This window comes from Pseudomonas sp. D1-1 (genome assembly GCF_051132225.1).
Classification (GTDB): domain Bacteria; phylum Pseudomonadota; class Gammaproteobacteria; order Pseudomonadales; family Pseudomonadaceae; genus Aquipseudomonas.
In genome coordinates, this window is record NZ_CP071676.1 from 1,336,438 (window position 1) to 1,349,372 (window position 12,935).

Annotated in this window: 14 protein-coding genes; 5 read left to right on the plus strand and 9 right to left on the minus strand. The window is 61.5% G+C overall.

Annotation, left to right across the window (positions count from 1 at the left end; all coding sequences use genetic code 11):
* Nucleotides 1-18 precede the first annotated feature (18 nt).
* The 8 genes from J3P86_RS05870 to metG all read right to left on the minus strand — a co-directional run bounded on the left by J3P86_RS05870 (nucleotide 19) and on the right by metG (nucleotide 6,793).
* Nucleotides 19-201, minus strand: coding sequence for a PA3496 family putative envelope integrity protein (locus tag J3P86_RS05870; RefSeq protein WP_135846865.1), 183 nt, complete (start codon nucleotides 199-201; stop codon nucleotides 19-21).
* Nucleotides 202-308: 107 nt separating this feature from the next.
* Nucleotides 309-947 carry an endonuclease III gene (gene nth, locus J3P86_RS05875; RefSeq protein ID WP_305496354.1) on the minus strand — a complete coding sequence of 213 codons (639 nt, stop codon included), beginning with the start codon at nucleotides 945-947 and terminating at the stop codon, nucleotides 309-311.
* Nucleotides 944-1,471, minus strand: coding sequence for an Rnf-Nqr domain containing protein (locus J3P86_RS05880; protein ID WP_434699646.1), 528 nt, complete (start codon nucleotides 1,469-1,471; stop codon nucleotides 944-946). Before J3P86_RS05880 ends, nth begins: the two co-directional genes overlap by 4 nt.
* A complete protein-coding gene (locus J3P86_RS05885) occupies nucleotides 1,464-2,075 on the minus strand; it encodes an RnfABCDGE type electron transport complex subunit G (RefSeq protein ID WP_434699647.1) in 612 nt (203 codons plus the stop codon). Before J3P86_RS05885 ends, J3P86_RS05880 begins: the two co-directional genes overlap by 8 nt.
* Nucleotides 2,072-3,058, minus strand: coding sequence for an RnfABCDGE type electron transport complex subunit D (locus tag J3P86_RS05890; RefSeq protein ID WP_434653503.1), 987 nt, complete (start codon nucleotides 3,056-3,058; stop codon nucleotides 2,072-2,074). The genes J3P86_RS05885 and J3P86_RS05890 overlap by 4 nt, the downstream gene beginning before the upstream one ends.
* A complete protein-coding gene (rsxB, locus tag J3P86_RS05895; protein WP_434699648.1) occupies nucleotides 3,045-4,049 on the minus strand; it encodes an electron transport complex subunit RsxB in 1,005 nt (334 codons plus the stop codon). The genes J3P86_RS05890 and rsxB overlap by 14 nt, the downstream gene beginning before the upstream one ends.
* A complete protein-coding gene (locus J3P86_RS05900; RefSeq protein ID WP_434699649.1) occupies nucleotides 4,046-4,618 on the minus strand; it encodes an Rnf-Nqr domain containing protein in 573 nt (190 codons plus the stop codon). The genes rsxB and J3P86_RS05900 overlap by 4 nt, the downstream gene beginning before the upstream one ends.
* 129 nt (nucleotides 4,619-4,747) lie before the next feature.
* Complete coding sequence (gene metG / locus J3P86_RS05905; RefSeq protein WP_434569593.1) at nucleotides 4,748-6,793, minus strand: methionine--tRNA ligase; 2,046 nt, start codon at nucleotides 6,791-6,793, stop codon at nucleotides 4,748-4,750.
* A 338-nt stretch (nucleotides 6,794-7,131) separates the two neighbouring features.
* Between metG and apbC the strand changes: the two genes are divergently transcribed.
* Entirely contained in the window at nucleotides 7,132-8,226 is a 1,095-nt protein-coding gene (apbC, locus tag J3P86_RS05910; protein WP_434625678.1) for an iron-sulfur cluster carrier protein ApbC, read from the plus strand.
* A gap of 160 nt (nucleotides 8,227-8,386) precedes the next feature.
* Here apbC and J3P86_RS05915 read toward each other — a convergent pair whose 3' ends face one another.
* Nucleotides 8,387-9,145 carry an SDR family oxidoreductase gene (locus tag J3P86_RS05915; RefSeq protein WP_434695665.1) on the minus strand — a complete coding sequence of 253 codons (759 nt, stop codon included), beginning with the start codon at nucleotides 9,143-9,145 and terminating at the stop codon, nucleotides 8,387-8,389.
* Nucleotides 9,146-9,303: 158 nt separating this feature from the next.
* Here J3P86_RS05915 and J3P86_RS05920 point away from each other — a divergent pair, with 158 nt between their 5' ends.
* From J3P86_RS05920 to groL, 4 genes are all read left to right on the plus strand, one after another.
* A complete protein-coding gene (locus J3P86_RS05920; RefSeq protein ID WP_434699650.1) occupies nucleotides 9,304-10,035 on the plus strand; it encodes a HugZ family protein in 732 nt (243 codons plus the stop codon).
* Between the two features lie 66 nt (nucleotides 10,036-10,101).
* Entirely contained in the window at nucleotides 10,102-10,578 is a 477-nt protein-coding gene (locus tag J3P86_RS05925) for an FxsA family protein (protein ID WP_434602980.1), read from the plus strand.
* Nucleotides 10,579-10,839: 261 nt separating this feature from the next.
* On the plus strand, nucleotides 10,840-11,133 hold the full coding sequence (locus J3P86_RS05930) for a co-chaperone GroES (RefSeq protein ID WP_003204913.1): 294 nt from the start codon (nucleotides 10,840-10,842) through the stop codon (nucleotides 11,131-11,133).
* Nucleotides 11,134-11,186: 53 nt separating this feature from the next.
* On the plus strand, nucleotides 11,187-12,830 hold the full coding sequence (groL, locus tag J3P86_RS05935; RefSeq protein WP_181288598.1) for a chaperonin GroEL: 1,644 nt from the start codon (nucleotides 11,187-11,189) through the stop codon (nucleotides 12,828-12,830).
* Nucleotides 12,831-12,935: the final 105 nt, after the last annotated feature.

The following is a 12,935-nucleotide window of genomic DNA, read 5'->3' on the forward strand; positions in this document are numbered from 1 at the left end:
CAGGGAGGCTTTTACGAGTCAGAGGTCAAAATCATAGTCGGCCAATTGTTTCTGCAAGCGACGCTCTTCCAGCAGGTTATCGATGGTGCGACGTTTGCTCAGGTTGGTTTTCGCCACTTCCACGACCACAGGTTCCGCATCGTCAGCCTCGACGGCGATGAAATCGTCTTCTACATCCAGTTGTTCTTTGCCAGCGCTCATGGGTTCGACTCCAGGCTAAGACTGCCATTGGCGCTCCTTATAGCGATAAACCTGCGGCGGGTAAAAAAGATTTTTTCAATCGCTCGATCAACGAAAGCAATAGCGCGTCAATCGTCAGATGTCTTGTGCTTGTATTCGCACAGGTCTTCGATTCGGCAACTGCCGCAACGGGGCTTTCTCGCCAGGCAGACGTAACGCCCATGGAGGATGAGCCAGTGGTGGGAATCCAGGAGGTATTCCTTGGGGACAAATTTCATCAGTTTCTTTTCCACTTCCACGACATTTTTGCCCGGAGCAATGCCGGTACGGTTGCTGACGCGGAAAATGTGCGTGTCGACTGCCATCGTCAGCTGACGAAACGCGGTGTTGAGCACCACGTTGGCGGTCTTGCGGCCGACGCCTGGAAGGGCTTCCAGCTCTTCGCGGGTCTGCGGGATCTCGCCGCCATGACGCTCCATCAGCAGGCGGCAGGTCTCGATGACGTTCTTGGCCTTGCTGTTGAACAGCCCGATGGTCTTGATGTATTCCGACAGCCCTTCGACCCCCAAGGCGTGGATCGCTTGCGGCGTATTGGCCACGGGAAACAGCTTGGCGGTGGCCTTGTTGACGCCGACGTCGGTGGATTGGGCCGACAGAATTACCGCGATCAGCAGCTCGAAGGGTGAGGAATAGGCCAGTTCGGTTTTTGGCTCCGGGTTGTCTTCATGAAAGCGACGGAATATTTCCAGGCGTTTTGCGGCGTTCATGGGCGCGGCGTTTCCTCTAGGGGTGGATGGGGTTTGCTGGCCGTCCAGGCCTGGTGGGCCGCCAGCAGCAGGCCGAGCAGGATGAACCCGCCGGGAGCGAGCAGGGCCAGTGGGACGCCATTGCCGACCAATTCGCGCAGGGCGCTCAGAATGGCCATCAGGAGGCCAGACTGGCCCGCCAGCCTGAGGCGGTCAGCTACCCGGGATTCGTCCACTGGCGCTTGATCCAGCGCTACGCAGCTCAAGGCGATCCAGCCGAGGTAAAGGCCTGACGATGCATACCACTCGGGCAGCCAGGCCTGCGCGACCAGGCTTGCGCAAGCACTCAAGGCTGCGGCCAGCAGGATACCTGCAACCAGCCGCTGATAAGTCGTGCAGCGTGGCCCGGCCAGCGTCATGGCCCAGCCATGGCCGAAGCTGATCAAAACCCAGGCCAGCCACACCCCCAGTGCATTCGTCAGCGAGCTGCTTGCACCCACCAAGGGCACGAGCAGCAGGCCACGGCTCAATACCGGCTTATTCATTGACACTCGCTCCGGTCAGGTGGGCCTGGTGCTCATCGAAATAACGCAGCGCATCGTGGATCGCCTGGAGCACCGCGCGCGAGGTCACCGTCGCGCCGGCCAATTGATCGAACTGGCCCTGGTCCTTTTTCAAGGCCCAGCCGTCATCGGTCGGCGCCTGGCGCGACTTTCCGGTGAATGTCTGCAGCCAGGTATTCGGCCAGTCGGCGATTACCGCGCCCAGGCCGGGTGTTTCCGACTGGCGCAGGGTTTTAACGCCAAGCAGGCGGCCGCTGGGATCAATGGCGATCATCAATTCGATGCTGCCCTCATAGCCCAACGCCTGGCTGCGCAACAGCACCGCGCTGGGCTGGCCGTTGCGGGTCGCCAGGTAACCGCCCAGCAACCGGCTGTGGCTCAACTCAACCGGGTTCGTCATGACCGGTTGCGCCAGCGGCTGGTTGTCATAACGCTCGGAGGGCAATACCTCGAGCAAGGTCCTGCCGGTCAAGGCTTGCCGTTGGGCTTCGATGCGTCCGGCCAGATTGATCTGCATGAGGTACGTGGCGCCGATGCCGAGGCCGGCCAGGACGATCAGGATCAGCACGCCGCCGGGTCTTTTCATGTCAGCGCTCGCCTTTGTCGTGCCTCGGCGAGACGATCCAGCGCAGGCACACCGAGGTTCATCAGCAACACGGCAAACGCCACGCCGTCCGGGTAGCCGCCCCAGGTACGAATCAGGTAGACCAGCGCGCCCACGCCGGCCCCGAACAACAGTCGGGCGAGCGGGGCCTTGGCGCCTGACACCGGTTCGGTGACGATGAAAAATGCGCCCAGCATGGTTGCCCCGGTCAACAGATGAAACAGCGGCGAGCCATGGGAGTCCGAGCCCGAGCCGTTCCAGCACAGCAGGCTCAAGGTGAACAGGCTGGCAAGCATGCCCACCGGCGCGTGCCAACTGAACACGCGCTGTTGCAGCAGGAACAGGCCGCCGGCGAGGAAGGCCAGGTTGACCCACTCGACACCGCGCCCACCCCAACGACCGAACGCAGGATTGCTGGCGAACAGTTCGTCGACGGTCAGGCTTGTATTGATTCGCAGACTGTCCAGGGCCGTGGCGCCGGCCCAGCCGTCGGGCGCCTGGGCAATGCCGGCGACTTGTCGCAGACCTTCGAGAAAGTCCATGTCATGGGGCACGGGCCATTGGCTCAGGTGCTGGGGAAACGCCACCAGCACCAGGGCATACCCGAGCATCGCCGGATTGAAGGGATTGCTGCCGAGCCCGCCCCATAAGTGCTTGCCGAACAGCAAGGCGCAGGCAGCGGCCGTGACGGTCAGCCACCATGGGCAATACGCCGGCAAGGCCATGGCCAGCAGCGCGGCGCTGACCAGTGCGCTGCCGTCGCTCAGGCCGGGCTTGAGAGGGCGTCGTCGCAGACGCAACGCCAGCGCCTCGACAGCCAGAGCGGCGAGGGCCGACAGCAGCAGGTTCAGCGCCACGCCCCAGCCATAAAACCAGACCATCGCCAGCACGCCGGGCAGCATCGCCAGCAACACCCGTCGCATCGCTTGCCGCAGCCGCTCGTCCACCGGATCAGGGCGTAGCATGGGCGTCCACCTGCCGTTGGGCGTCTTCCACCGCTTGTTCCAGTGCTTGTAGCTGTTCTGCGGAAGCCGCGGCAGCACGGGCCTTGCCGAGGTCGGCGCGACGCATCGCCAGCTGGATCTTGGCCCGCTTCAATTCAGCACTTTGCGACGGTGCCGGGGCGGCGAGCGCCGCGCTGCCTTCCAGTCTGGCCAGGGCCCGCTCTGCCGCTTCGAATTGGCGTTGCAGCACGATCAATTGTGATTGTTGTTCGAAGGTCGGTGGATGGCCAAACGCTTTCAAGGATTTATTCAGCTGTGCCCGGCTCATGGCCAGGTCGACCTTGGCTTTTTTCAGGGCGGCGTCGGCGCTGGCGGCTTTTTGCGCGCGCACTCGTTCCAGCGCAGCCTGCACCGGATCAAGTGGCTGGGCCTGGGCTGGTTGAGCGTTGCGCTGGGTTCGGGCCAGGCGCTCGGCCAGGCGCTGCTCTTCTTCGCGGCGCAGGCGCGCATTGCGCAGCTCGAAGCGGCGGCGGGCGTGATTGCGCTTGGCGGTCCGCGCCTGCTGTTCTTCGATGCTGGAGGCCAGGCCACCGACAACCGGCGTTACGGTTGCCATCGGCAGTGGGCGCATCTCGATGCAATCCACCGGACAAGGCGCCACGCAGAGGTCGCAGCCGGTGCACTCATCGATGAGGACGGTGTGCATCAGCTTGGCCGCGCCAACAATCGCGTCCACCGGGCACGCCTGGATGCACTTGGTGCAACCGATGCATTCGGCTTCGCGAATGTATGCGATCTGCGCCGGGGCCGAGCCACGGCTGGCGTCCAGTTCGAGTACCGGCACGGTCATCAGCTCGGCCAGGGCCGCGATGGTTTCGCGTCCGCCGGGTGGGCATTTGTTGATCGGTTCACCCTGGGCGATGCCTTCGGCGTAAGGCTTGCAGCCGGGATGGCCGCACTTGCCGCATTGGGTTTGCGGCAGCAGGGCATCGATACGTTGAATCAGGTTCATGTCTTGACCAACCCGCGCAATCCGAGAAATGCCACCGCCATCAATCCGACGCTGATCAACTGGATTGGCAGGCCCCGAAAAGGCAAGGGAATATCGTTATCCTGGACTCGCTGGCGCAAGTCCTCGAACAGGCTTAAGACCAGCCAGAAACCCAGCCCGGCGCCCAGGCTGAAGGCCATGGCCTGGCCCAGGCCCTGGTCGTTCCGGCTGTTGAGCAGCGTGACGCCCAGTACGCCGGCATTGCCGAGCAGCAGCGGCCACAAGCCATCGAACGGCTGCGACGGCAGCCAATGCGTCAGCAGGCGCAGCAACGGGCTGATCAGCAGCACGCTCAGGGGCAGCCATACGAACAACCGTAGCGATGTCAGCTGCGCCGGAACCAGCAGCCAGCGGTCGGCCAGATAACCGAGGGTCCCGACAACCAGCATCAGGCAGGCTGTCGCCAGGCCCAGTGCATGTACCCGGCTCCGCTCCCTGACTGCCAGCAGCGGATCGACGCCCAGCGGCCAATGCAACACGAGGTTGTTGATCAGGGCAGCGCTGAACAGCGAGAGAAGAATGTCAGTCATGGGCATGGGGCAACAGGGGAGCCGGTTGAAAGATCAGGCATTATCCGGCACGCCGCGAGGGCGGGCCAGATATGAAAATCCCACAGCCGCTCGACAGCGACTGTGGGATCGGTGCAGCGCGCAGTCGCGTTATTTGATCCGCTGACCCGGCTTGGCGCCGCTGTCGGGGCTCAGCAGGTAGATTTCCTCGCCGCCAGGACCGGCCGCCATGACCATGCCTTCGGATATGCCGAAGCGCATTTTGCGTGGCTTGAGGTTGGCGATCATCATCGTCAGCCGGCCCTCGAGCTTGGCCGGATCCGGGTAGGCGCTCTTGATCCCGGAGAACACGTTGCGCTGTTCATCGCCGATGTCCAGGGTCAGGCGCAACAGTTTGTCGGCGCCTTCCACGGCTTCAGCCTTGACGATCAGCGCCACGCGCAGGTCGATGGCGGCGAAGGCATCGAAATCGATTTCCGGCGACAGCGGGTCCTTGGTCAGCTCGCCGTTGCCAGCAGGGGCACCGGTGTCGGTCTGGCTGGCGGCGAGGTCTTCCTTGGACGCGTCGATCATGGCCTGGACCTTGGCCGGGTCGATGCGGGTCATCAACGGTTTGAACGCGTTCAGTTGATGGTTGCTCAGCAGGGTCTGGTGGTCGTTCCAGGTCAGCGGCGCAACGTTCAGGAACGCCTCGGCATCGGCGGCCAGCAACGGCAGCACCGGCTTGAGGAAAATCACCAGTTGGCGGAACAGGTTGATGCCTAGGGCGCAGATGGCCTGGACTTCGTCCTGCTTGCCGTCCTGCTTGGCCAGCGACCATGGGGCCTTGTCGGCGATCCAGGCGTTGGCGCGGTCGGCCAGGGCCATGATCTCACGCATGGCGCGGGCAAAGTCGCGGCTCTCGTAGGCCTCGGCGATGCTTGGTGCGGCAGCCAGGAACGCGTCGGTGAGTTCCGGCGCGGCGTTACCCGCCACCAGCACGCCGGCGTTGCCCTTGTGGATGAACCCGGCGCAACGACTGGCGATGTTGACGACCTTGCCCACCAGGTCGGAGTTGACCTTCTGCACGAAGTCCTCGAGGTTCAGGTCGAGGTCGTCGACGCCACGGCCGAGCTTGGCCGCGTAGTAGTAGCGCAGGTATTCAGGCGACAGGTGATCCAGGTACGTCCGCGCCTTGATGAAGGTGCCGCGGGACTTGGACATCTTCTGGCCGTTGACGGTCAGGTAGCCGTGGACGTTGATGCCGGTCGGCTTGCGGAAACCGGCGCCTTCGAGCATGGCGGGCCAGAACAGCGCGTGGAAGTTGACGATGTCCTTGCCGATGAAGTGATACACCTCGGCCGTAGAATCCTTGGCCCAGAACGCGTCGAAATCCAGCTCCGGGGTACGATCGCAAAGGTTCTTGAAGCTCGCCATGTAGCCGATGGGCGCGTCCAGCCATACATAGAAGTATTTGCCGGGCTCGCCAGGAATTTCGAAGCCGAAATACGGCGCATCGCGGGAGATGTCCCATTCCTGCAAACCGGAGTCGAGCCATTCGGCGAGCTTGTTGGCCACCGCGTCGTGCAGCGTGCCGCTGCGGGTCCAGGTCTGCAGCATTTCCTGGAAGTCCGGCAGCTTGAAGAAGAAGTGCTGGGAATCCCTGAGTACCGGCGTCGCGCCGGAAATCGCCGATTTCGGGTCTTTCAGGTCGGTCGGTGCGTAGGTGGCGCCGCATTTTTCGCAGTTGTCGCCGTATTGGTCTTCGGTGCCGCATTTCGGGCAGGTGCCCTTGATGAAGCGGTCGGCCAGGAACATTTTCTTTTCCGGGTCGAAATATTGGGTGACCGAACGGGTGGCGATATGCCCGGCGTCACGCAGCTTCAGGTAGATCTGGCTCGACAGCTCACGGTTTTCTTCGGCGTGAGTGGAGTGGAAGTTGTCGAAGTCCACCAGGAACTCGGCAAAGTCGGCGCTGTGTTCAGCCTGGACATTGGCGATCAGTTGTTCCGGGGTGATACCTTCCTTTTCCGCGCGCAACATGATGGCCGAACCGTGGGCGTCGTCGGCGCAGACGTAGATGCACTGGTTGCCGCGATGTTTCTGAAAGCGCGTCCACATATCGGTCTGGATGTATTCCAGCATATGGCCAAGGTGAATCGAACCATTGGCATAGGGCAGGGCGCTGGTGACGAGAATCTTGCGTGGCTCGGACATGGGGCTCGGCTACTTGATGAAACGGAGGTCGGCCACTATAAAGCGCCGGCGGCTTTTTTTCACCTTTCGGGGCTGTTTCCGAGTGCTCCACCATGTAACGGCCAGACACAACTGTGGCGAGGGGATTTATCCCCGCTGGGGTGCGAAGCGCCCCCAAAACCTGACGCCTCGGTGAATCAGACTGGTCAGGTTCGGATGTTTTGGGACTGCTTCGCAGTCCAGCGGGGATAAATCCCCTCACCACAAAGCTGTTCACTCGTGCGGTAATCGGGTCGCCACGCGAGAGCGTGCGGCGTAGGATAGCGGCCTGTTTTCAAGTCTCGTTATCGGAGTTGCCCATGAGCGCCGTCAATCGCGCAGCGGTGGAAGCCGTCCTTCGCCAGTACACCGACCCCTACCTGAGCCAGGATCCGGTCAGCGCCGGATGCGTGCGAGCCATCGATATCCAGGGCGATCGCGTCAGCGTCGAACTGGAGATCGGTTATGCCGCCGATCTGTTCAAGAACGGTTGGGCGCAGATGCTGCAGATGGCGATCGAAGGCCTGGACGGCGTGGCGAGCGCCAAAGTCCAGGTTACCAGCGTGATTTCCGCCCACAAGGCCCAAGCCCAGGTGCCGGGGTTGGCGAACGTCAAGAACGTCATCGCCGTGGCCTCGGGCAAGGGCGGCGTAGGCAAGTCCACCACCGCCGCCAACCTGGCGCTGGCCCTGGCTCGCGAAGGGGCGAAGGTCGGCATCCTCGACGCGGATATCTACGGTCCGAGCCAAGGCATCATGTTCGGCATCGCCGAAGGCACCCGGCCGCAGGTCAAGGACCAGAAGTGGTTCGTACCGCTGCAATCCCATGGCGTGGAGGTCATGTCCATGGCCTTCCTCACCGATGACAACACACCGATGGTCTGGCGCGGGCCGATGGTCTCCGGTGCCTTGCTGCAACTGGTCACGCAAACCGCGTGGGGCGACCTGGATTATCTGGTGATCGACATGCCGCCGGGAACTGGCGACATCCAGCTGACCCTCGCGCAGAAAGTCCCGGTGGCCGGCGCGGTGATCGTTACCACGCCCCAGGACTTGGCCCTGCTGGATGCGCGCAAGGGTGTGGAGATGTTCCGCAAGGTGAACATCCCGGTACTGGGCGTGGTGGAAAACATGGCCGTGCACATCTGCTCGAACTGTGGGCATGCCGAGCATCTGTTCGGTGAAGGCGGCGGTGAAAAACTGGCGACCCAGTACGGTGTCGAGCTGCTGGCTTCGTTGCCGCTGTCGATGGTGATCCGCGAGCAGGCCGACGGCGGCAAGCCGACCGTCATCGCCGAGCCGGACAGCCAGATCGCCATGGTCTACCAGGAGTTGGCCCGCCACGTGGGCGCGCGGATCGTGTTGCAGGAGGCTGCGTCGCCGGCGATGCCGAACATTACTATCAGCGATGATTGAATAAGCGGTAACACATCCCATTGTGGGAGCGAGCTTGCTCCGGGCGGCGATCCGACGATAGCGGTCTTACATTCAACATTGATGCAAACTGACCCGACGCCATCGCGAGCAAGCTCGCTCCCACATTTTTGGGTCAGTCCATTTTGTTATGCGATGGGGTTTAGATCCGCAGCCCGCCATCCATTTCCAGGATCCGCCCGGTGTAGTAATCGTTCTCGAAGATATACGCCGCCGAGTGCGCAATCTCCTCGGGCTTGCCCATGCGCTTGAGCGGAATCCCGGAGGTCATTTTCTCAAGGGCTTCGGGTTTCATGCCGAGGGTCATTTCGGTTTCGATGAAACCCGGAGCAATCCCCGCCACGCGGATGCCGTAGCGCGCCAGTTCCTTGGCCCAGGTCACGGTAGCGGCCGCGACGCCGGCCTTGGCCGCCGAATAGTTGGTCTGGCCGACGTTGCCGGCCCGGGAGATCGAGGAAATATTGATGATCGCGCCGTTGTTCTTCAGCTCGACCATTTTCGCCGCCACTTCGCGGGTGCAGAGGAATACGCCGGTGAGGTTGACGTCGATCACCGCCTGCCACTGGGCCAGGCTCATCCTGGTCATTTCACCGTCCTTGACCTTGAGCAGCAGGCCGTCGCGCAGGATCCCGGCGTTGTTGATCAACCCGTGGATCGCGCCGAAGTCAGCGGCCACCCGGGCAACCATGTCGATCACCTGATCTTCGTTGGCCACGTTGCACAGGTACGCACGCGCCTCGACGCCCTTGGCGGCGCAGGCGGCGACCGCCTGGTCGAGCTTTTCCTGATTGAGGTCCACCAGCGCGAGCTTTGCACCCTTGCCGGCGAAATACTCGGCCATGGAGCGACCCAGGCCCTGGCAACCGCCGGTGATAATGATTACTTTGTCAGTGAGTTGCATTCTCATGTCCAGGTGGCGCAGCGGTGGAGGGGTTGGGCGCGTCTCGATTTGCAGCGGCGTAGCGCGGCTGCACGAGCAAACCGGCCCGAAGGTGCGTCAGAACATTACTCCACTCAACCGACCGTTTTCTAGACGAATTTTATTAAAGGAGTCATAAATTGAGCGTTGAAGCTGCCAAGCATGCCCGCGAATTGCTGCTCAAGGAATATCGGGGCATGCTCTCCACCCATTCCAAATCGATGCCCGGTTTTCCGTTCGGCTCCGTTGTGCCGTATTGCCTGGACGCGCAAGGCCTGCCGCTGATACTCATCAGCCGCATCGCCCAGCACACCCACAATCTGCAAAAAGACCCTAAATGCTCAATGCTGGTGGGAGAGCGGGGCGCCGAGGATGTTCAGGCCGTCGGGCGCCTGACCTATCTGGCCGAGGCGCAGAAGCTGGAGGACAGCGCCGCCATCGAGGCCGCCGCCGAGCGTTACTACCGCTATTTCCCCGAGTCGCAGAACTACCATAAGGCCCACGACTTCGATTTCTGGGTTCTCCACCCGGTGCGCCATCGTTATATCGGCGGCTTCGGCGCGATTCACTGGATCGACCAGATCACCCTGGCCAATCCCTTTGCCGGCAAAGCCGAGGCGGGCATGATCGAACACATGAATGCCGATCATGCCAAAGCCATCGCCCACTACGTCGAATTGAGTGGCCTGCCAAAAAACCAACCCGCGCAATTGGTCGGTATCGACAGCGAAGGCATGCACTTGCGCATTGGGCAAGGCCTGCACTGGTTGCCGTTTGCGGCGCCTTGCAACACGCCGACACAAGTGCGCGAAGCCTTGGTTTACCTGGCTCACGCCGAGCAATGGCCAAAAAATGCCGAGGTTGATGCTTGAATTCACGAAAGGGCGACGTCATTTAGGTTTTCATAGCAAGGCATTCTTGCGTTGAGGAACCATTTGATGCGCCCTTTTTTATTGCTCTTTCTGCTGTTCCCGGTGTTGGAGCTGTTCGTATTCGTCAAGGTCAGCGGTGCGATCGGGTTCTTCCCGGCGTTGCTGCTGGTCATTCTCGGCTCGATGCTCGGCGTGTTCGTGCTGCGCATCGCCGGCCTGGCCACGGCACTGCGTGCCCGTGAAAGCCTGACCCGTGGCGAACTGCCCGCCCAGACCATGCTCGAAGGCCTGATGCTCGCGCTGGGTGGTGGTCTGTTGATCCTGCCTGGCTTCATCAGCGACGTGCTGGGCCTGGTCTTGCTGCTGCCCTTCACGCGCCGGTTGCTGGCCAACAAGATGCGCCAGCGCGCCGAAGAACAGGCGATGCGCCAGCGGGCTTTCGCCGATGACCTCCAGCCCCGTGGCGGTCCGACGCCGCGCGAACCGGTAGGCCGCGAGCCCAACGTGATCGAAGGCGAATTCGAACACCGCGATCCCAAGTAGCTTTCAGTGACACGTTAGCCAGCGACACGGCACCTTCGGGTGCCGTGTTCGTTTTAGCGCTCGTTCAGTAAAAAATTTCACCCCCGACCCTTGTAATCGACTTGCACGCCCTTATGTATGGGTCACCGCAAGGTTTCCGGTGGCGACACCGGACAGACTTCCGCGGTTCGCTTGACGAACCGCACCCCGGCTCCGCCGGCTTTTGTTAAACCCGCCGGGACTACACCGGCCGATGAAAACCAAAATTAGGAGAGATCGACAATGAAGCTTCGTCCTCTGCATGACCGCGTCGTCATCCGTCGCAGCGAAGAAGAGAAGAAAACCGCTGGCGGTATCGTCCTGCCAGGTTCGGCTGCTGAAAAAGCCAACCACGGTGAAGTTCTCGCTGTAGGTCCGGGCAAGGCTCTGGAAAACGGTGAAGTACGTGCGCTGGCCGTGAAAGTGGGTGACAAGGTTGTGTTCGGCCCTTACTCCGGCAGCAACACTGTGAAAGTCGACGGCGAAGACCTGTTGGTAATGAGCGAGAACGAAATCCTCGCCGTTCTCGAAGGCTGATTTTCCCGCTCATTTTCCCGCTACTACTACAAAGTATTTAAGGAATATCGATCATGGCTGCTAAAGAAGTTAAATTCGGCGATTCCGCCCGCAAGAAAATGCTCGCCGGTGTCAACGTCCTGGCTGACGCAGTAAAAGCGACCCTCGGCCCGAAAGGCCGTAACGTGATCATCGAGAAGAGCTTCGGCGCTCCGACCATCACCAAGGACGGCGTTTCCGTAGCCAAGGAAATCGAGCTGAAAGATCGCTTCGAAAACATGGGTGCGCAGCTGGTCAAGGACGTTGCGTCCCGTGCCAACGATGACGCCGGCGACGGTACCACCACCGCGACCGTATTGGCTCAGTCGATCGTCAACGAAGGCCTGAAAGCCGTCGCTGCCGGCATGAACCCGATGGACCTCAAGCGCGGCATCGACAAGGCGACCATCGCCATCGTCAAGGAACTGAAAGGTCTGGCCAAGCCTTGCGCTGACTCCAAGGCAATCGCCCAGGTAGGTACCATCTCCGCCAACTCCGACAACTCCATCGGCGACATCATTGCCGAAGCCATGGAAAAAGTCGGCAAAGAAGGCGTGATCACCGTTGAAGAAGGCTCGGGCCTGGAAAACGAACTGTCGGTTGTAGAAGGCATGCAGTTCGACCGTGGCTACCTGTCGCCATACTTCGTCAACAAGCCGGACACCATGGTTGCCGAGCTGGACAGCCCGCTGATCCTGCTGGTCGACAAGAAGATCTCCAACATCCGCGAAATGTTGCCAGTGCTGGAAGCCGTTGCCAAAGCCGGCCGCCCTCTGCTGATCGTGGCTGAAGATGTCGAAGGCGAAGCCCTGGCGACCCTGGTCGTGAACAACATGCGTGGCATCGTCAAGGTTGCAGCCGTCAAGGCTCCAGGCTTCGGCGACCGTCGCAAGGCCATGCTGCAGGACATCGCCGTACTGACCGGCGGTACCGTTATCTCCGAAGAGATCGGCCTGAGCCTGGAAAGCACCACCCTGGAGCACCTGGGTAACGCCAAGCGCGTGATCCTGTCCAAGGAAAACACCACCGTGATCGACGGTGCTGGCAACGATGCCGATATCCAGGCTCGTGTCACCCAGATCCGCGCACAAGTGGCCGAGACTTCGTCCGACTACGACCGCGAAAAACTGCAAGAGCGCCTGGCCAAGCTGTCCGGCGGTGTTGCGGTGATCAAGGTTGGCGCCGGTTCCGAAGTTGAAATGAAAGAGAAGAAAGCCCGCGTTGAAGACGCCCTGCACGCAACCCGCGCAGCCGTCGAAGAAGGCGTGGTACCTGGCGGCGGCGTGGCACTGGTTCGTGCCCTGCAAGCCATCAGCGAGCTGAAAGGCGACAACGATGACCAGAACGTTGGCATCCAGTTGCTGCGTCGCGCTGTTGAAGCACCTCTGCGCCAGATCGTTGCCAACTCCGGCGACGAGCCAAGCGTAGTGGTCGACAAGGTCAAGCAGGGTTCGGGTAACTACGGTTACAACGCTGCCACCGGCGAATACGGCGACATGATCGAAATGGGTATCCTGGACCCGGCCAAAGTGACTCGTTCGGCTCTGCAAGCGGCTTCGTCGATTGCCAGCCTGATGATCACCACCGAGGCGATGATCGCTGAAATCAAGGACGACGCTCCAGCTGGCGGCGGCATGCCAGACATGGGCGGCATGGGTGGCATGGGCGGCATGATGTAAGCCAGCCTTACCCCTGTAGCGAAAAACCCCGTCTGTGAAAGCAGGCGGGGTTTTTTATTGCCCTGAATAACGGCACCAAACTCTGTGGGAGCGAGCCTGCTCGCG